15 protein-coding genes are annotated in these 19,390 nt (G+C 48.9%); 5 read left to right on the top strand and 10 right to left on the bottom strand.

The window, feature by feature from the left end:
- Positions 1-3: 3 nt before the first annotated feature.
- Together KAH19_RS07915 and KAH19_RS07910 are read right to left on the bottom strand one after the other, a co-directional pair.
- Entirely contained in the window at positions 4-729 is a 726-nt protein-coding gene (locus KAH19_RS07915) for a ComF family protein (RefSeq protein WP_210684133.1), read from the bottom strand.
- Positions 729-2,894, bottom strand: coding sequence for an ATP-dependent RecD-like DNA helicase (locus KAH19_RS07910; protein ID WP_210684132.1), 2,166 nt, complete (start codon positions 2,892-2,894; stop codon positions 729-731). Before KAH19_RS07910 ends, KAH19_RS07915 begins: the two co-directional genes overlap by 1 nt.
- 210 nt (positions 2,895-3,104) lie before the next feature.
- Between KAH19_RS07910 and KAH19_RS07905 the strand changes: the two genes are divergently transcribed.
- The 3 genes from KAH19_RS07905 to KAH19_RS07895 all read left to right on the top strand — a co-directional run bounded on the left by KAH19_RS07905 (position 3,105) and on the right by KAH19_RS07895 (position 5,130).
- On the top strand, positions 3,105-3,587 hold the full coding sequence (locus KAH19_RS07905; protein WP_210684131.1) for an S-adenosylmethionine decarboxylase family protein: 483 nt from the start codon (positions 3,105-3,107) through the stop codon (positions 3,585-3,587).
- 78 nt (positions 3,588-3,665) lie between these two features.
- Positions 3,666-4,385 (top strand): HAD family hydrolase, encoded by a 720-nt coding sequence (locus KAH19_RS07900; RefSeq protein WP_210684130.1) that lies wholly within the window; start codon positions 3,666-3,668, stop codon positions 4,383-4,385.
- Complete coding sequence (locus tag KAH19_RS07895) at positions 4,378-5,130, top strand: pentapeptide repeat-containing protein (RefSeq protein WP_210684129.1); 753 nt, start codon at positions 4,378-4,380, stop codon at positions 5,128-5,130. Before KAH19_RS07900 ends, KAH19_RS07895 begins: the two co-directional genes overlap by 8 nt.
- A gap of 85 nt (positions 5,131-5,215) precedes the next feature.
- Here the strand turns inward: KAH19_RS07895 and KAH19_RS07890 are convergent, their stop codons facing one another.
- The gene (locus KAH19_RS07890; RefSeq protein ID WP_210684128.1) at positions 5,216-6,703 is read right to left on the bottom strand and encodes an aldehyde dehydrogenase family protein; all 1,488 of its coding nucleotides are present in this window, start codon (positions 6,701-6,703) and stop codon (positions 5,216-5,218) included.
- A 149-nt stretch (positions 6,704-6,852) separates the two neighbouring features.
- Here KAH19_RS07890 and KAH19_RS07885 point away from each other — a divergent pair, with 149 nt between their 5' ends.
- A complete protein-coding gene (locus KAH19_RS07885; protein ID WP_210684127.1) occupies positions 6,853-8,262 on the top strand; it encodes a PLP-dependent aminotransferase family protein in 1,410 nt (469 codons plus the stop codon).
- A 118-nt stretch (positions 8,263-8,380) separates the two neighbouring features.
- On the opposite strand, the gene KAH19_RS07880 is transcribed toward KAH19_RS07885, so the two are convergent.
- Positions 8,381-9,325, bottom strand: a complete 945-nt coding sequence (locus tag KAH19_RS07880; RefSeq protein WP_210684126.1) for a nitronate monooxygenase — start codon at positions 9,323-9,325, stop codon at positions 8,381-8,383.
- 623 nt (positions 9,326-9,948) lie between these two features.
- Here KAH19_RS07880 and ilvD point away from each other — a divergent pair.
- Positions 9,949-11,625, top strand: a complete 1,677-nt coding sequence (gene ilvD / locus KAH19_RS07875; protein ID WP_210684125.1) for a dihydroxy-acid dehydratase — start codon at positions 9,949-9,951, stop codon at positions 11,623-11,625.
- 199 nt (positions 11,626-11,824) lie between these two features.
- On the opposite strand, the gene KAH19_RS07870 is transcribed toward ilvD, so the two are convergent.
- The 6 genes from KAH19_RS07870 to KAH19_RS07845 all read right to left on the bottom strand — a co-directional run bounded on the left by KAH19_RS07870 (position 11,825) and on the right by KAH19_RS07845 (position 19,390).
- Positions 11,825-12,358, bottom strand: a complete 534-nt coding sequence (locus KAH19_RS07870; protein ID WP_210684124.1) for a hypothetical protein — start codon at positions 12,356-12,358, stop codon at positions 11,825-11,827.
- Positions 12,358-14,625, bottom strand: a complete 2,268-nt coding sequence (locus tag KAH19_RS07865; RefSeq protein ID WP_210684123.1) for a DEAD/DEAH box helicase family protein — start codon at positions 14,623-14,625, stop codon at positions 12,358-12,360. Before KAH19_RS07865 ends, KAH19_RS07870 begins: the two co-directional genes overlap by 1 nt.
- Positions 14,626-14,936: 311 nt before the next feature.
- Complete coding sequence (locus tag KAH19_RS07860) at positions 14,937-16,496, bottom strand: glycosyltransferase family 39 protein (protein ID WP_210684122.1); 1,560 nt, start codon at positions 16,494-16,496, stop codon at positions 14,937-14,939.
- Positions 16,497-16,538: 42 nt separating this feature from the next.
- The gene (locus KAH19_RS07855; RefSeq protein ID WP_210684121.1) at positions 16,539-17,558 is read right to left on the bottom strand and encodes a lysylphosphatidylglycerol synthase transmembrane domain-containing protein; all 1,020 of its coding nucleotides are present in this window, start codon (positions 17,556-17,558) and stop codon (positions 16,539-16,541) included.
- Between the two features lie 42 nt (positions 17,559-17,600).
- Entirely contained in the window at positions 17,601-18,449 is an 849-nt protein-coding gene (locus KAH19_RS07850) for a ChbG/HpnK family deacetylase (protein ID WP_210684120.1), read from the bottom strand.
- Between the two features lie 5 nt (positions 18,450-18,454).
- Positions 18,455-19,390 carry a ribonuclease HIII gene (locus KAH19_RS07845; RefSeq protein WP_210684119.1) on the bottom strand — a complete coding sequence of 312 codons (936 nt, stop codon included), beginning with the start codon at positions 19,388-19,390 and terminating at the stop codon, positions 18,455-18,457.

Here is a 19,390-nt window from a genome sequence, read left to right as displayed (position 1 = left end):
AAGTCACTCCCAATTAGCCTGCGCCGCGCACAGCGCCAGCGCTGATACGCGCGCCGCCCCTGCGTTCAGCAGCACCTGTGCCGCTTCCGCAAACGTGCTGCCCGTAGTATAGATATCGTCGCAGAGCAGTACATGCTTTCCGCGCACCCCGGCATGCGGCAGCAAAGCAAAGCAGCCTACCAGCTCCTGCTTTCTTGCCTCCGGCTTCAGCTCGTACAAGGGCTGAGTATGGCGCACCCGCTCCAGCAAAACCTCCATGCCCACGCTGCGTCCCTCAAAAAGTCCGGCAAACAGCTCCTGCGGCACATCAAAGCCACGCTGCCTGCGTCGCTCCGGTGCAGTAGGCACGCAGGTAATAAGGTCAAACTGCTGCAGCCAGCGCATTTTGGCCGCGGGCAGTGCAAGCTCCGCTTCCTCGCGCAGTAGCGGCAGCAGGCCTGCCTCGCCCTCAAATTTAATTTTATGCAGCGCGTCCTTAAACACGCCTTCATATTTATAAAGCAGCAGTACACTGTATAAAACGTCCGTCGGCAACGGTGCTGCCTGTCCCGCCAGATATTCCTCGCGCGGACAGCAGGGCAGCTGACGCTGCAGCAGATATTCCCTGCGGCACTGCTCACAAACGTAGCCGTTATCAATATTAGTCGCACACACAGCGCAGCGTCTGGGAAAGATAAGCTCCTTCGCCACACGCCCGTAATAAGCAAAATCTCTTAACCAATGATGCATCAGAACACCTCGCTGCTTTCCTGCAGACGCTCAGCCAGCAGGCTGTAACGCCTTTTCGTCTTGTCGTTTTCCACAGCGGTACGCACCGCGTTTTTGCTGCCGACAATCAGCACCTTTTCCTTAGCTCTGGTCACAGCCGTATACAGCAGGTTGCGCTGCAGCATAATGTAATGGCTCTGCACCATGAGCAAAATAACATAGGGATATTCGCTGCCCTGCGACTTGTGCACACTCATAGCGTAGGCCAGCTGCAGCTCCTCCATCTCACCCTGAGCGTAGGTAACGTAATCACCCTCAGGACGCTCCGGAAAGGCTACCGTAACATTTTTTCCGTCTATTTTAATTACACGGCCGATATCGCCGTTGAAAACATCCTTTTCATAGTTATTGCGAATCTGCATAACCTTGTCACCCACACGCAGTACATTACCCGGTATGTTTACCTCGGGCTTGGCAGCAGACGGCGGATTAAGATATTTTTGCAGCAGCTTATTCAGATTCTGCACGCCGCAGGGATTCTTGTGCATCGGTGTCAGCACCTGCACCCTGCGCCAGTCACCGCCGGACGTAAGCTGCGCATAGGTACACGCCACAAATTCCGCAGCATCCTGCTCATTGGCAAACTCCTCCAGCGCAAACTCGCTGTCGGCACCGGCAAGAAACTCCGGCATCTGCCCACGGTTAATCTTATGGGCATTACGGACAATCGGACTTACCTCTGCCTGACGGAAAACATTTTCCAGACGTACAACAGGCATTCTGCCCGAACGGATCATATCCTTGAGCACCGAGCCTGCACCAACGGACGGCAGCTGGTCCACGTCACCGACGAAAATCAGCCGGCAGCCGCCGGGAACCGCCTTAAGCAGATGATAGGTCAGAGTAATATCGAGCATTGAAGCCTCGTCGATAATAATCGCTTCCGCATCCAGCGGATCGCTGTCATCCTTGCCGAAGCACAGGCCGTCACCCGTAGGCTGATATTCCAGCAGACGATGCACCGTTGCTGCAGGATGACCGGCAGAATCCGCCAGTCTGCGTGCGGCGCGTCCGGTAGGCGCGGCCAGCAGAATGCGGCAGCCCGCCTGCTCCAGAACGTTCAGAATGCCTTTGACAACGGTTGTTTTACCTGTACCGGGACCGCCGGTGAGCACAAAGACACCATGCTCCAGCGAAGCATAAATTGCCTGACGCTGTGCCTCCGCCAGCGTAATACCGGCATCACGCTCCCATTTGGCAATAACCTCATCCGCATTCACGCGCGTCACCGGCTTCGCCTGATCGCGCAGCTTCAGCAGACGGCGTGCGGTCTGCACCTCCGCCGTATACAGATATTCAGGATATATCAGGCGAATACCGCCCATTTCCTCCGTGCGCAGTAAATCCTGCTCCAGCAGGCTGCTGAAAACATCCTGCACCACGGAAGTGTCTACCGCCAATGCTCTCGCCGTTTCACGCACCAGCAGCTCCTCCGGCACACAGGTGTGTCCCACGCCTGCGGCCTGCGTCAGCGCATAAGCAATGCCTGCGCGCAAGCGTGCCTCGCAGTCATGCTCCATGCCCATAGCCATAGCAATGCGGTCCGCAGTTTTAAAGCCGATACCGGTAATATCCTCCGCCAGGCTGTAGGGATTTTCCTTAATGCGGGTAATCGCCGTAGCGCCGTAGGTTGCCTGCAGGCGTGCCGCATAACCGCTGCTCACGCCGTGAGCTTCCAAAAACACCATCAGCTCGCGCAGGCCTGAAAGCTGGCTGTAGGATTCACCAATAGCGGCAGCCTTTTTGGCGCTGATGCCGCGCACCTGTGCCAGGCGCTCTGGATAGCTGCCTAAAATTTCCAGCGTATCCGTTCCGAAGGCCTCCACAATTCTTGCCGCCGTCACCGGCCCGACGCCCTTCACAGCGCCGGAAGCCAGAAAGCGTTCGATGCCTGCTACCGAAGTCGGCTGCAAAACCTGCAGTGACTGTATATCAAATTGTCTGCCGAATCTCGCATGCTCAATCCAGCTGCCTTCCATAGCCACATTTTCGCCCATGTACGGCGCATTGCCATGATAAACGGCAGTAAAGCGTCCCTGCGCCTTGCTTTCCATACGCAGCACGCTGAACATGCCGTCATCGCTTTGAAAAACTATATCATCAACTATCGCTTCCAGCTTTTCCATTTTCTCACCGCCACACAAAACAAATGTTTTAACTATTGCTATTATTATAACATAGTTTTCTCAATTAGGATAGCAATTTGACTTTACAAGTATTATAATTTTCGCTATAATTGAATAAGATATGCACTATATATTGTTTCCGGCAAATCAGCGTCCTGTGCCTGAGCCGGCATTGTATTATTGTAATTATAATTATGAGGAGTTTAAAGCATGCAACCCAAGAAATTTACAGGAAAATTAATTGCCATAGATATGTACAACTGCGGCGTAAATGAAGTGAATGATACCGAAAAGGCAAAGACTCTGCTGCAGGAAGGCTGCGATGAATACCAAATGAACAGCCGCGAGCTGCTTGTTTGTCAGGAGGAAGGCCAAAGCGAATATTCCATCTCCGCACTCTGCAAGCAAGGCCATGTAACTCTGCATGTATATCCTAAGCTCGGTTTCATAGCAGCGGATATTTTCAGCTGCTATGACGATGCCGACCCTGCGGGCATGGCTCGTTATCTGCGCAGCGCCTTTGACTGCGACAAGGCTAAAATTACCCTGCTGGACCGCGGCGATTTCGGCAGCAAATACGATATGAAGCCCAACCACCGCTCCAACATCAAATTCATCCGCCGCACTCAGAACGTTACCAAAAACGTCGGCGCTCAACTGAAAAAAATGATGCTCAAGCCCCGTGGCATCTAAACGGGACTATAAGATAAACTTTTCCAGGGGTTGTATGAACAGCCCCTGTTTTTTCTTAAATCAAAGGAGATTTTACACATGAAATATTTAATGTGGGATGTAGACGGCACACTGATTCTTTCCGGCGGTGCCGGCAAGGATGCCATGATTAAGGTTATTAAGGACTATTATTTCCTCGATGCCTTCGATTTCAACAAATCCTTGGCAGGACGCACTGACTCGGACATCATCAAAAGTGTTGTTACCCGTCTGCGCGGGCGCTGCAACAGTGCGGAAGCGGCAGGCCTGCTTATCCGCTACCATATGGAGCTGCCCAAGCAGCTGCCGCTGCACAAGGGCCGTGTTTTGAAAAACGTGGAGAAAACGCTGCAATATTTCTGCCGGCCGGATAGCCGTTACTGCAACTGCCTGCTCACCGGCAACACCGGCACCGGCGCTCATCTCAAGCTGCAGCATTTCGGTCTGGACCAATATTTTAACCACGAGCACAGCGTCTTCGGCGAAATCAGCGAAAACCGCGAAATGCTGGCTAAGGTTGCCTTCCACCGCCTGTATATGCAAAACGAGCAGGCCAAGCCAAACGAGCTTATTTTTATCGGCGATACGCCTAACGACGTGCGCTGCGCCAATGCTATCGGCGCACCCTGCCTGATTATTTTGGAAGGCTCCGGCTATAAGCCTGAGGATTTTGCCGAGGTTAAGCCTTGGAAGATTATCGACTGTCTGCCGGATGATCCCAAGCAGCTGGAGCTTCTGCTGGACGAAGCAGAAAACTATGCAGGAGGGCAAAATGCGTAAGAATATTTTCAAGACTGTGCTTGCTCTCCTGGCGCTCGGCTTAAGCAGCACATGCCTTGCTTACAGCAACAGTGATTTGCATGCGGTACTGAACGGAGCAAGCTGCCCCGGCGGTGACCTTTCCGGTGCCGATTTATCGGGAATGGATTTATCCGGACGCGATTTTACCAACACCGATTTTACGGAAGCACGTCTGGATGCTACCAAGCTGGACAAAGCCAAGCTGCAGGATGCCTGCTTTCAAAGCGCTCTGTTGCCCAACGCCAGTCTGCGCGGTGCCAATCTGGCATATGCTAACCTGCGCTATGCCAATGCCTCCGGCAGCGATTTTACCAACGCCAGCCTGCAGGGAGCATATCTCAACCGCTGCCAGCTGCATGGCGCACATCTGCTGAACGCTAATCTGCAGCAGGTCAAAGCGCAGGAGGCTTCTATGGACGGCGTACAGGCTGATTACGCGGACTTCAGCTTCGCCAACCTGCCCTACAGCTGGCTGCGCCGTGCCAGCTTGAAAAACGCAATTTTTCATGGCGCTAACCTGTACAGTGCCCATCTGGAGCGCAGCGACCTGACGGAAGCAGACCTGCGCAGCAGCAAGCTGGGCCACAGCAATTTGAACAACAGCAAGCTGGACAAGGCGCTGCTGGACAAAGCATTTTTGGAATACGCTGACCTGCGCGGTGCGGAAATGAACTATACTCAGTTCGGCACAGCATTTTTGGATAATGCAAAATTGGATAAATAAATATAACCCACTCAGCAAAAAAGCTCCGGCAACCGCCGGAGCTTTTTTTGCGCAACTAATCAGGAATAATCCTGTTTATTAATCGTCAGTCCTGAGGATAAAACCCAGAAGGAGCATAACTGAGATTAATCATAATATTTTTCACTTGTGTATAGTGGTTCAAAATCATCTTATGAGTTTCACGGCCGATACCGGAGGTTTTGTAACCGCCGAAGGGAGAATGCTCTGGAATCTGGTTATAGGTGTTCACCCACATACGGCCGGTTTCCACGTTGCGTGCCACACGGATAGCCTTGTTGATATCCTTAGTCCAGACAGCACCGCCAAGACCGTATTCACTGTCATTAGCCATAGCCACAACCTCATCCTCATCGTGGAATTTGATAACTACGGCAACAGGTCCGAAGATTTCCTCCTGCGCCACACGCATATCATTGGTTACATCGGTAATCAGCGTCGGCTTCATGAAGGCACCCTTGGCCAGCTCGCCCTCGGTAAAGCGTTCACCGCCGCAGGCAATAGTAGCGCCCTCTTGCTTAGCAATTTCAACATAGCTCAGGATTTTCCTGATCTGGGTTTCGTTAATCTGAGAACCCATCTGCGTATCATCATGCCAGGGCAGGCCCACCTTAACCTTGTTGAAGGCTTTGACTAAAGCCGGTACGAATTTATCGTAAATAGTATCCTGCACGAAGATACGGCTGCCTGCACAGCAAACCTGACCTTGGTTAAAGAGAATACCCAGCTGAGCGCCGTCGATTGCCTGCTCAAAATCGCAGTCATCGAAATAAATGTTGGCACTCTTGCCGCCCAGCTCCAATGTTGCCGGGATAATGCGTTCTGCCGCAGCCAGGCCTACATTACGGCCAACCTCGGTGCTGCCGGTGAAGGCCAGCTTGGCAAAGTTCTTGTGCTCAAGCATATATTGACCGGTTTTGCTGCCCGCGCCGGTAATAACATTGAAAACACCTGCAGGCAGCACGCCGTCAATCAGACGGGCAAATTCCAGAATGGAAAGGCTTGCTTCCTTAGAAGGCTTCAGTACGGTGCAATCGCCTGCTGCCAGCACCGGCGCCAGCTTCCACGCTGCCATCAGGAACGGGAAGTTCCAAGGGATAATCTGACCAACTACGCCGATAGGCTCACGCAGGATGATGGACAGGAACTGCTCATTAAGTACGGATGCCTGACCTTCCTCCGCTAAGATGCAGCCGGCAAAATAACGGAAATGCTCCGCTGCCATCGGAATATCCACGTTCATGGTTTCACGAATCGGCTTGCCGTTATCCATGCTTTCTACCATTGCCAGATGTTCTTTGTTAGCATCAATAATATCGGCAATTTTATTCAGCAGAGCGGCACGCTGTGCCGGAGTAGTCTTTTTCCAGGTTTTAAACGCTTCCCAAGCTGCTGCGGAGGCTGCCTCTACATCCTCGCGGCTGCCCTGAGCGCAAACTGCCAGATGGCTGCCGTCTGCAGGGCTTTCTGCATTATAGGTTGCGCCGTCGGATGCGTTGCGCCAATGTCCGTTAATATATAAACCATATTGTGCTTGTAATTTTACTTTTTCCATAATAATGATAATCCTCCTCATTTGGCTCTTACCCTTCACGCCATTGTGATGGGACTTGTTTTTGTGATGTCACTATTGTATAATCAAAATGGTTCTATTAAAAGAATCAAAAAGCAAAAATATTTTAGAACCAAGGAGAAATATAACTCATGTTAACATATGACTTAGATAAACGCGGCAGCACACCGCTCTATGATTACTTATACCAATGCATTCGTCAAGATATCATCAGCGGCAGGCTGCAGGCAGGCGAACGCTTGCCCTCCAAGCGCACGTTGGCACAGCATCTGAGCGTAGGCATCATCACCGTGGCCAACGCCTACGCCCAGCTGGCGGTAGAAGGCTACATCACCTCGCGCGAAAAGAAGGGCTACTTTGTAGAAAATGTCAGCAGCTACCGCGTGCGCCGCAAGGCTGCAGCAGCAATGCAGCCGGAGGCAGCGGAGCGCGAATACTTTGCCGACTTCAAGGCTAACCGCATCAGCCTGCAAAACTTTCCGCTGGCAACCTGGACACGCCTGATGCGCGAAACACTGTCCGTACACAACGAAGAGCTGCTCAAAACCGTTCCCTACAAAGGTGTCTACGAGCTGCGCAAGGCTATTGCCGCCTACTTGGCACACAACCGCGCTATGGATGTTGACCCATCGCAGATAATCATCGGCGCCGGCACAGAATACCTTTACGGCCGCCTGCTGCAGATGTTCGGCCATGCCTGCACCTTCGCCATCGAAGAACCGGGTTATAAAAAATTCGCCTCCATCTCCGCCAGCTTCGGCAACCCTTGGAAATATATTCCTATTGACGACAACGGTCTGATGATTGACAAGCTGGAGGAAAGCGGTGCCGACGTAGTGCATCTTTCCCCCGCCAACCACTTCCCCACCGGCATTGTCATGCCAGTAACGCGCAGACTGGAGCTGTTTGAATGGGTTAACCGCATCCGCAAGCGCTATATAATTGAAGATGATTACGACAGCGAATTCCGTTACACCGGGCGCTTCATCCTGCCGCTGTACGCGCAGGATACGCAAAGCCGTGTCATCTATATGAACACCTTCTCCAAAAGCCTTGTGCCCTCACTGCGCATCAGCTACATGGTGCTGCCGCCGCGTCTTTTGGAGCGCTACGAACAGACCATGAGCTTTTACAGCTGCACCGTATCCAGCTTCGAGCAGTATACGCTGGCACGCTTTATTTCCGAAGGCTATTTTGAACGTCATATCAACAAAATGAAAAACTACTACCGCGAGCAGCGTCACAAAATTTTGGCTGCCATCCACTCCTCGCCGCTGGCCGCTGTTTCGCAGATAACCGAACGCAACGCCGGTACGCATTTTGTCCTGCATATCAACACCAAACTGACGGAAGCAGAAGTGCGCAAGGCAGCACTGGCAGCAGATATGTGCCTTTCCTTCTATTCCGATTACAGTCATAATACCGAAGAAAATAACGGCTGCACGCTCGTTATCAATTACGCTGCCATCGAGGCAGATAAAATTGCCGCGGTAATAGAACGATTAAGCAGCCTGTTCCCCGAATGCAACCAGATAAGCTGAATAATTACAGACCAGATGAAATATAGTAAAAAAGCATGCACCGCTTTACTTTGTATCTCAACCGGACATCCAGTATTATTGGTACACAGCAAGCAATGCATGCTTTTTGCTTTAATTTTTACAGCTCGATTTTCTGTACGTTGGCAATAGCCTCTTTAGCTTCCGCAATGATACGCTCCATAACATCCTTGCAGGGCAGGATATCATTCAGCACGTTCAGGCTCTGACCGCACATAACGGTACCGTTGGTAACATCACCTTCCACAAGACCTCTGCGGTTGGTGCCTGTACCCATCGCCATCAGCTCCTCTTTGGGAGCACCGGCAATTTCACGCGCGGTATAAGCATCGGTAAAGGCATTGGAAAGGCAGCGTACACCAAGATTACGGCTGTAGCCTGTTGCTACGCTGTCAGTATCGGTTGCTTTGACAATGGCCTCCTTAGCAGCAGGATTTGCCGGGCATTCCTCAGTCAGCAGGAAACGGCTGCCCATCTGCACACCTGCGGCACCCATCAGCAAAGCTGCAGCCAGCGCACGGCCGTCGCTGATACCGCCTGCAACAAGCACCGGAACAGATTTAATCTGCGGCAGTACGTTTTCCATCAGCGCCATAGTAGTCTGCTTGCCGATGTGACCACCGGCCTCCATACCTTCAATAACCATAGCGTCAGCGCCTGCAGCTTCAATGCGCTTTGCCAGCTTAACATTAGGTACTACCGGAATAACCTTGATGCCTGCAGCATGAAAAGCAGGAATGTGCGGTACAGGGTTGCCTGCACCCAAGGTAACAAAGGCTACCTTTTCCTCGCACAGCATAGCAATGATTTCCGCAATGTTAGGAGCCATCAGCATAACGTTAACGCCGAAGGGCTTGTCGGTCAGAGATTTTGCCTTGCGCACCTCGTCACGTGTCCATTCCACAGTGCGGCCGCCGCTGCCGATGATACCGGCACCACCGGCGTTGGAAACTGCTGCAGCCAGCACAGCGTCACTCGTCCACGCCATACCACCCTGGATAACAGGATATTTTATGCCTAAGAGCTCAGTTAATTTAGTTTTCATGATAATCACCTCGCAACAATTTTACACGCCTATTATATACTATTCTCCACGCAGTAATCGTGAATTATTTTTAAACTTTACCAAGTTTGTAAAGAATGTAACTAAGATGCAGTTTTAAGGTGCAAACTTACACTTAATTGTAGTTTTTTGTCCATAAAATTTGACATCAGGCTATAAAAATTGTAAAATTTTATGAGTATCCCGAAAGGCTTCGGGACTGTTGTTTTTTTATTTAAAACCACATAGGCTGCTCAGAAAGTACCGGAGACGAAGAAGGTTGACGATGGCGTATATTCTGTACGTCGAGGAAACATGATGTATACGGTGCTTTATCAGCAGCTTGCTAAGTTCATTTCACGCAGGCTGCTCAGAAAGTGCCGGAGACGACGAAGATCGCCGATAGCGTATATTCTGTACGTCGAGGAAACCTGATGAAGTATACAGTGCTTTATCAGCAGCTTGCTACGTTAATTCCACGCAGGCTGCTCAGAAAGTACCGGAGACGAAGAAGGTTGACGATGGCGTACATTCTGTACGTCGAGGAAACCTGATGAAGTATACGGTGCTTTATCAGCAGCCCGTACGGTAGTAGTTATTACTTAAGGGAAAGAGGTCAAAGAAATATGCGCAGTACACAAGTAAAAAAAGGTTCAACCCGCGCAGCCCATCGCTCTCTGTTCTATGCAATGGGTTATACTGAAGAAGAATTAAAGAAACCGTTAATCGGCATCTGCTGTGCCGCTAACGAAATCATTCCGGGGCATATGCATCTGGATACCATCGCCAAGGCAGCCAAGTATGGCGTGCTGGAAGCAGGCGGTACTCCGATTGAGTTCCCGGCTATCGGCATCTGCGATGGCATCGCCATGGGCCATGACGGCATGAAATACCCGCTGGCAAGCCGCGAGCTGGTTGCGGACAGCATTGAAGCTGTTGCCAACGGCCATGCATTTGACGGCTTAATCCTGATTCCGAACTGTGATAAAATCGTTCCTGGTATGCTGATGGCAGCAGCCCGTCTGAATATCCCGACCGTTGTTGTCAGCGGCGGTCCGATGCTGCCCGGTCGTTATCAGGGCAGAGATATCAGCGTATCTACTGTATTTGAAGCTGCCGGCCGTTTTGAGTCCGGTCAGATTGATAAAGCAGAGCTCAGAGAAATCGAGCATTGTGCTTGCCCCGGCTGCGGCAGCTGCTCCGGTCTGTTCACTGCAAATACCATGAACTGCCTGACTGAGGTTCTTGGCATGGGCCTGCCCGGCAACGGCACTATTCCCGCTGCTTATAACGGCAAGCGTATTGCTTTGGCTAAGCACGCAGGCATGGCTGTTATGCGTCTGCTGGAGGAAAACGTTCTGCCTCGCGACATCATGACGCTCAACGCTTTCAAGAACGCTATTACTGTTGACATGGCCATCGGCGGCAGCTCCAACACTGCGCTGCATCTGCCGGCCATCGCTCACGAAGCAGGCATCGACCTGCCGCTGGAGCTGTTCGATAAAATCTCCAAGAAAACTCCGTACCTCACTAAGATGAGCCCGGGCGGCAGCCACCACATCGTTGATTTGAACGAAGCCGGCGGCATTCCTGCTGTAATGCACGAGCTTGACCGTCTGAAACTGATTAAAAAATCCTGCCAGACTGTCAGCGGCAAAACTGTCGGCCAGATTATTAAAAATGCGGAAATCCTGCGTCCTGAGGTTATTCACAGCGTAGAAAATCCGTACAACAAAACCGGCGGTATCGCTGTTCTGAAGGGCAACATCGCTCCGGAATGCAGCGTTGTCAAGGAAAGTGCGGTTGATCCTTCCATGAAGGTCTTCAGCGGTCCGGCTAAGGTTTATAATTCCGAGGATGAAGCTATTGCTGCAATTTGCGCACAAAAGGTTGTTTCCGGTGACGTTGTCGTTATCCGTTACGAAGGCCCGAAAGGCGGCCCTGGTATGCGCGAGATGCTGAACCCGACCTCCGTACTGGCAGGCATGGGCCACGACAAGGACGTAGCACTGCTTACCGACGGACGTTTCAGCGGTGCTACCCGCGGTGCCTGCATCGGTCATATTTCTCCGGAAGCACGCGAGGGCGGTAACATCGCACTGATTGAAAACGGTGATATCATTGAAATTGATATTCCGAACCGTACCCTGAACGTTAAGCTGAGCGACGAAGAGCTGGCTGAACGCCGTAAGAACTGGGTTTGCCCGCCGCCGAAGGTTAAGAGCGGTTACCTGGCACGCTATGCTGCTTTGGTTACCTCCGCTGCTACCGGCGCTGTACTGAAGGTTCCCGGTCAGGACTAAAAGAATTATATAAGCTAAAAAGCAACTCCCCATCTTTCTTACCGCAAGGTAAGACGGATGGGGAGTTTTTGCATATACCAGCTAATGCAGATAATTTTTATAATATAAGATTAAGTTGTGAGACTAGCGCCAATCGCCAAAACTTATGTTATAGAGCAAACACAAAATTTAACCAAAGCCTTTATTATTTCTATTTTCCTCAAAGTACTCTGAATGTCAGCATCTTGTCCAATCCTACCTTTTCAATACAGCAAGACACACCACCTCGCAGAGTAGCTTCCAGATGATAAAACAGCATGCATCTGTTGATATGCTCTAATAATAATTTAGACCGTCGCTGATAACCGTATTCTTTCAAAAGCGTTCGAAGCTTTAAGCGGACATAATCCTTCTCCGTACTGTACAAAATACGTAGACGAATATTTTTGAAAAACAAATCCAAATTTGAAAAGTCGCTCACATAACTTTCTTCGTCAAAAGAACTTTTTGTATCTGCGGTATCCTTCTGTATTGCTGGAAATTCTTTGTCCAGAATTGGTTTTTCATAAAAGTAATTAAGCCAATACCTGACATCCAAAATAAATTTTTTCTGATTCCGACGATATTCCGGATAGAGAAAAACCTTTTCCCCATCCCAAATAGAATCAATCAAGTGACTTTCATCTCTGCAATTCAACTCCATAGCGCTGATGATTACAGCAACATCTAATGCGTTATAAAATAATTCTCGCATTATCTGTCTCCCTTTACTCCATTGCACTGTCTGCAAAGAATCTGTAAGTTTTCTGCAACACTCTTTCCGCCGGCATTCATAGGGATAATGTGGTCAACCTGGAAATATACCTTTGAACAATCTTTTTTACCACATTCTGCACAGCAGTAAAATCCATCTGCATCCTTTGCTTTCTCAAAGGCCTTTGCACGAAGAGTTTTTTCTAATTCAGGGTTATACTTTCTAATCTCGTTAAGCGGAAGATCTTCCAATGCTTTTGTTCCTAGCTTCACATTATTGCCTTCATCAAAAATATCTTTAGAGTGTGATATCTTCATCAATTCAATATCAAGCTGGCGTAAGAAATACAGCTTTCTTCCAAAGAAAAGACGTAGCATATTATCATCATTAGAATCCCAAATAGAATCAACATATTCTGTCTTTTTTCTCTGCCCCATATCCTCGTCCCAAATATATTGGGCAATTTTCCCTACATCCAGCTTACTGCGGTCTATATCAGCAAACGTATAAAATTGAGGAGCGGTTTCATACTGTGCATAATACTTGAGAATATTTCGCACATCTCTTTCTTCATATGGTGGAACCATTTCGCCACAGAAGAAAGTATCTCTGCATTGTGCTTCCATCTCCGCAAGCTGAGATTCAGTCAGATACTCTTCCGAAATGGCGAAGCTATCAAATAAGTCCGGGAGTGCTTCCATCAAATCTTGATAAGCAGCCTGTGTACTGTCATAGACCATAACCTGATAAGCATGGTCCATGCCGCTTTCTTCAAGATAGGTAAACGCATACATTCCTACCGGTATTCTCTGCTCAAACGGCACCTTCTCCAATGCTGACGTATCAACAGAATCATCCAGAATAGAGGCAAACTCTTCTATCTTAGAAATCGCAATCATGCGCAGTTCTCGTTTTATACGCTCCGGATCATTATCCTGGAAGTCATTATTTCCATCAAACAGACTTTCCGGATTTACCCAGGCAATATGCTCATTCCAGTGATCAACAAACGAAACAATATATGCGCTGGCTGTACCCCCTGCTTCCGGTCCTCGCAGAGCACGACCTACCATTTGAGTCATCAGAATAGAAGATACTGTAGGTCTTGCAAGAAAAACTGTTTTTGTCTGTGGTAAGTCAATTCCTTCTGTCAAAATATTTACGTTTATAAGCACCTGCAATTCACCATTGCGATACGCTTCGATATTTCTTTGATTATCTTCACGACTGATTGTTACACCGGTAATCGAGTCACGAACCGAAGAAACAATATAATCTGCTTTAATGCCAGCCTTTCTGAAAAGAGCAGTTAGCTGAATTGCATGTACTACATTTACTGCAAATAAAATTGTTTGTCCATACTCATGGCGCTTATTTTTATAAGTCTCCACAATCAACTGGTTACGAGCAGCACTGTCTGCCATCTGAGAAGCTATCTCATCCGGTAATGCATCAAAGTTTTGGATACTATTCCATGCATCTGCTCCCATAGATGCTCCGTATTCTTCATCTGTATAATAGCTTTCAAAAATCGGCTTCGATAATATTTGACGCTTAATCAGTTCCTTCAAGCCAATCTGATAGGTAATACCAACATCACCATGAACTGTCTGCCCATTTTTTATACCATCTGTAAAAATCTTTGCCAACAGACCTTGTTCGTTTTCAGATGTACGAAACGGCGTTGCAGTTAAGCCAATCATCTTCAAATTTGGTACTTGGGATTTCACATAATCAATAATTTTTCTATATGTCTTCGCAGTAGCGTGATGCGCTTCATCTACAATTAAAAAAAGTTCTTTTTCACCATGAATCCACTTCTCAAGCCTATCCATATTTCTTCCGAGACTGTCTTTGCTGACAATTAACAGATTGTCATCCGGACGAATATCAATGGTACGATCATGGGTGGAGGCACCAGAAACAATGCGGAAGCAGAACGATGACACATGAGGAATAACCTCTGTGTAAGCAAATTTCTGAAAAGACTCTGCTGCCTGATCCAAAAGCATCTGACGATGAGCAATCCATAAAATCTTCTTTTTCTTATCAATAGCATTTTTAAGTAACCACATAGATGCCGTATAGGTTTTGCCGCCACCTGTCGGAATCACTACCAGTGTACTAAACGCTGCCTCCTGATTCATTTTATCCAAGGCTTGCATGGCCATCTTTTGATGTTCATAGGGAGTTCTAGAATTTGTCCCCTTCTTTGGCAAAATATCACCATATGATTTCACTTCAATATAGTCTGCTGTATTTCCCATAATATTTACCCCTCTCTTCTGTATTCTCACTATAAATCATATTCCAATTATAGCAACGTTCTTGTAAAACTACAAATGAATATGAAATGCTTTTATCTATCACGCATTGTAACATCAGACCGTTTGCATAATGCCCAAATACAAGATGTAAGCCATTATCCTTCCGTGCGTATTTTCAATGATACGCGTTTAACTTATATATGCATTAATCAATTGCCTGTTTAAGTAGTCCAACAAATCGAACGCAGAGCCTTTAGGCAAAAAACCGCTGTGCCAACAGGCACAACGGTTCAACAATTGATTATTAATACTCAATTTTGCTCCAGCAGATAAATATCACTGATTTCCTTTACTGTGCGCACATTATTCGGCAACGGTCCTGCTTTCTGCACGCGACGGTATTCCAACCCGCGCACCAGCAGATATTTTTTGCTGCCGTCACGCAAAGCATCTGTCAAAGCACCTGTCTGCGGAATCATTTCGATACCGGGCTTGCCTGCATAATACATGAAGCCGGGGCGCAGGAACTTATCGACATAAACGGGAGTCTGCTGCTCACATTGCTCCTTATACACGCTGCTCATAGTTTTTACACTGAAGCGGTCGGCAATTACCGGCAGAACAAAAGCGAAGGCAACGCACATCGTCACCGCGCCGATCATCACATGCAGCCATGATGCCAGCTCGATATCGCGATAATACAGCAGAGCGAAAATCGCTGCTGCACCAAGAAGCAAGGTCAGCACGCCCAGCATCACCAGGCTGAAGTCAGCCTCCGGCAGATACTGCGCACCGATAATCCAGCCCACGCCAAGCAGGACAAACATAATACCGCTGCCTGCCGCCCAACCGTAAAAGGTTGTATTATGGCGCAGTCTGCTTTGCATTCTCGCTATATTCCAGCCGATTATTACCGCCATAGCAGGGAACAACGGCAGAATATAGGATACCAGCTTCGTTTTGCAGATAGTAAAGAACAGCAGCACGAAAATCCACCAAACGTGGAAGAACAGCAGCTTACGCATATCATCTATACGGCTTTCGCTTACAGATGCTTTAGCAGCCTGCCACAGCATACCGGTCCACGGGAACAAGCCTAAGATTATTACAGGAAAATAATACCAGAAGGTCACGCGGTTAGCATGTTCAGCCGTCGTAAAGCGCGTTATATTGTGAAAGCCCAGGAAGGTATTGATAAATTCCATGCCATGCACGGTATACATAGCGTAATACCAAGGTGATGCGATGAGAAAATAGAGCAGCAGACCACGAATAACATGCATGCGCAAAATCTCACGTAATTGGCCCATAGCCACCAGATACAGAAAAATTATCGCACCCGGGAAGACGATACCGATGGGACCTTTGGTAACGGTAGCCAACGCCATGCACACATACATCAGCCAATAACGCTTATGGATAAAGCTCAGCAGTGCTCCTGTCATAAAAAAGAGCAACGTTGTGTCTGTCACCGCCGCCTTGCCCATATAGAAAAATTCTACACAGCTTGTAAGAATCATCGCAGACCAGAAGCCTGCACGTTCATTGAACAGCCTTGTGATGCCTACATACATCATCACAGAGGTGCCGCAGGCCATCAATGCCGCAGGAAAGCGGGCCGCAAATTCGCTGTCACCGAAAATAAACTGAGCAACAGCAACCAGCCAATAATACATAGGCGGCTTATCATACCAGAAATTGCCAAAAATTCTCGGTGACAAAAAATCACCGGCAGTCAGCATTTCTCTTGCTGTTTCTGCATATACCGGTTCATCCGGATCCAGCAGCGGAATGCTGCCGATACCGAACATAATCATAAATAACGCAGTACCTGCTACAATCAGCAGGCTGTTTTTTTCAATCTGATTCATCAGTTTCCATCCCTCAAAATAACTTCAAATTTTATCTTATAGCTACTCATTTTTCTTACCCTCGGTAGTTTTGCTTTTGAGCGATGCCATATTCAGCACATCGCTGCCAAAAGCTCTGATTGTTACTACCGCTCCCAGCATAAAGGGCAGATATTCTGCCGTAAAGCGCCAGAGAACTGCCATAATGCCTTCCACACCATTAGGCAGAATATTGGAAAACAACACCAAGAAGCCTGCCTCCGCTACACCGCTGCCACCGGGAGTAGGCGAAAAATAAAGTATTAAATTCAGCAGCACCATGCGTCCCATAACCTGCTGCAAATCAAAATCAATATTCAGACCGGTGAAATACGCAGGCACGGTGGCATAGATAAAGAGCAGGCTCACACCGGATTCGATAAACGCACGGAAAACCATCTTCGGATGCTTGCCCATAACTACAACAGCGTTTTTAAATTCGTTGTACCAGATAAAGCAGTTGCGCTGCGTAGTAAACGAAAGCTTGCGGGTAAACCACATTATTGCCTTCTCAGGATAACGTGTTTGCAGCAAGGAAATTACGATTATCGGCAGTGATATAAACAGCACCGAAAGAAGCGTCAGTACCGATGCAGGCATCCATTTTACTATATCCTCATCGCTGTGTAGCACCACCGGCACCAGCAGAATAAGAAAGATAATGGACATAACGGTGCGCACCAAAACTACTACCGTAGATTTAGCGACAGGCACCCCGGCCTTACGCATAAACATAACCTGAGCAATAGCGCCACCGCTGGCACCCGGCGTTACCAGCGCCAAAAAGTAGTTGCTCAGAACTACATTCACAATCTGATGAAAGGTCAGCTTCTCGTCTGTTACCGAAGCCAGGGTTATCAGACGCAGGCCGTCAAAAATCAAGCCTATCGCAAGGCATGACAAAGCCAGCAGAATACAGCGAGGCTCAAACATCGTCAGGTATTCCAAGGTCCGTATATCAAATGTAAAATAAATAACCGCCGCCGAAATCAAAAGCACAAAGCCAAAAAGCAGACCTAGGCGGAACAATAATCTTTTATTCATCTAGCAGACTCCAAATGAGCTTATTTTTTTAGTACAAGAGCTTTAGCAGGCCGTAAAATTAACAGGCTGAATATGCTCCTGCTGCAGCAGCTTTTTATTGCCGCTGTCAAGGTACGCCTGCATTTCCTCCTGCCAATGATATTGCCAGGGAAATATTTTTCCCAAGGCAGCAGAATCAAGACCGGGATGCGTCATCAGCTCGCTGACACCGTCAGGAAGCTGATGCAGAATATTGCCTACCAGCTCCGCATTCAGATGACCGCCTGCCAGCATGCCGAAGAAATGCTGCGGATGCTGCAGTCCAAGGCTGTCGGCGCGCTGCGCCGCCAGCTGAGCACAAAAGCTGAGCCCGCTGCGTCCGATCATTCTGCCGATACCTGTATGAAAACCTCCGGTAAAGGTATAGGCCTCCTTAGGTATACGTACCCTTATAATATTATACTCATTACAGAGCTTTAATACAAGTGCATTAATTCCCGGCAGCACATGCGTATGCTGATGGCTGTCGATATGAGTAATATTTATTTTAGCCTCCAGCGCCCTTTCGATTTGCGCGCGCAGCTCCGCTTCCAGCTCGCTGCGCTTGACGCTGCCGCTGTAAAAGCGCTTGGCAAAGGCAACGTAATCCGGCAAAAACAGTCCCTGCTCATCCAAAAGGCTGCTGACCTTGCCTGCAGGCAGCACAGGCGCCACGCTGCCGACAAGCGTCAGATGCACGCCTATACCGAGCTGAGGATTTTCCTGCGCCAACTGCACCGCCTCCTGCCAGCAGGGAGCGCTGGGCATCAGTGAGGTGCTGGTAATAAAGCCCTCCTTATAGCCCTTGATAATACCTGCGTTAATCAAAGGATGCAGACCGAAATCATCTGCGTTAACAATAAGTTTTTTCATAATCTCTACACTCTTTTGTAATTGGCAAAGTGCAGCTTTACATATTCACGCAAAGCATCCTTGCCGTATTTTTCTGCTAAGCGGCGGGCGCACGCCGTTGCCTGCTCGCCGCCGCCCTTCGGCAGCTCGCCTACGTCGGCCTGCTGCGCCAGCTCTTCCATCGTCCGCAAGAAGCGGGCGCGGGCCAACACCGAGGCAGCGGCAACCGCCAGATTGCTTTCTGCCTTGGGCTGCTGACGCACACTGCAGCCGGGGAAACGCTGCTGCAAAGCCTTTAAATTTACCGTAGACTGCGTAAACTGGTCAATCAAAGCGCTGTGGCAATCCTTTTGCCGCTCCAGCACCTGACTCAAAGCCGCCACATGTCCGTAGCCCAAAAGCTGGTTGAGCTTGCCGCCGGCTGCCGCAACCTGCTCGTAGCGCAGGTTATAAATCTTGGGCTTCAGCTCCAGCACGCTGTAATCAACAACGGTTGCCTTGATAACGTCCTCCAGCTCAAGTATTTTTTTATCAGTCAGCAGCTTGCAGTCCTTAACGCCCGCAGCCTGCAGCTTAGCTGCCGTTGTGTTGTCCACTACTGTGGCCGCCACAACCAGACTGCCGAAGAAATCACCCTTGCCGGATTCATCACTGCCTGCCCACAAGCCGTTGCTTACCATTGCTCCTGCAGCTGCAGGCTGTAGCTCATCAGACGCAGTCTGCACTCCCTCCAAGAGCATAAGTAATCTTTGCTTTAAGGCACTGTCGCCGTTATAAACATGCGTCAGTCCCTTTTTGCCGTTATATATATTCACGGATGCCTTAGCCTCGCAAAACTGCACTGCAATCTGCTGGCCATAATTAATCGGCTTATCCTTAACAATGCTGAAACCATCCTGACGGATTTTTTCTGCAGCCTCTGCCAAGTAATCAGCAAAAGCCTTGGGTGTCAACTGTTTCAA

Origin of the sequence: Phascolarctobacterium sp. Marseille-Q4147 (genome assembly GCF_017968825.1) — a bacterium.
Taxonomy (GTDB): domain Bacteria; phylum Bacillota; class Negativicutes; order Acidaminococcales; family Acidaminococcaceae; genus Phascolarctobacterium_A.
The sequence above is the reverse complement of the archived record's forward strand: the minus strand, read 5'-3'. Positions and strand labels throughout refer to the sequence as shown.

Coding starts and splice junctions, on each gene's coding strand:
- KAH19_RS07915 (WP_210684133.1), bottom strand. CDS start 729: ATGCATCATTGGTTAAGAGATTTTGCTTATTACGGGCGTGTGGCGAAG.
- KAH19_RS07910 (WP_210684132.1), bottom strand. CDS start 2,894: ATGGAAAAGCTGGAAGCGATAGTTGATGATATAGTTTTTCAAAGCGAT.
- KAH19_RS07905 (WP_210684131.1), top strand. CDS start 3,105: ATGCAACCCAAGAAATTTACAGGAAAATTAATTGCCATAGATATGTAC.
- KAH19_RS07900 (WP_210684130.1), top strand. CDS start 3,666: ATGAAATATTTAATGTGGGATGTAGACGGCACACTGATTCTTTCCGGC.
- KAH19_RS07895 (WP_210684129.1), top strand. CDS start 4,378: ATGCGTAAGAATATTTTCAAGACTGTGCTTGCTCTCCTGGCGCTCGGC.
- KAH19_RS07890 (WP_210684128.1), bottom strand. CDS start 6,703: ATGGAAAAAGTAAAATTACAAGCACAATATGGTTTATATATTAACGGA.
- KAH19_RS07885 (WP_210684127.1), top strand. CDS start 6,853: ATGTTAACATATGACTTAGATAAACGCGGCAGCACACCGCTCTATGAT.
- KAH19_RS07880 (WP_210684126.1), bottom strand. CDS start 9,325: ATGAAAACTAAATTAACTGAGCTCTTAGGCATAAAATATCCTGTTATC.
- ilvD (WP_210684125.1), top strand. CDS start 9,949: ATGCGCAGTACACAAGTAAAAAAAGGTTCAACCCGCGCAGCCCATCGC.
- KAH19_RS07870 (WP_210684124.1), bottom strand. CDS start 12,358: ATGCGAGAATTATTTTATAACGCATTAGATGTTGCTGTAATCATCAGC.
- KAH19_RS07865 (WP_210684123.1), bottom strand. CDS start 14,625: ATGGGAAATACAGCAGACTATATTGAAGTGAAATCATATGGTGATATT.
- KAH19_RS07860 (WP_210684122.1), bottom strand. CDS start 16,496: ATGAATCAGATTGAAAAAAACAGCCTGCTGATTGTAGCAGGTACTGCG.
- KAH19_RS07855 (WP_210684121.1), bottom strand. CDS start 17,558: ATGAATAAAAGATTATTGTTCCGCCTAGGTCTGCTTTTTGGCTTTGTG.
- KAH19_RS07850 (WP_210684120.1), bottom strand. CDS start 18,449: ATGAAAAAACTTATTGTTAACGCAGATGATTTCGGTCTGCATCCTTTG.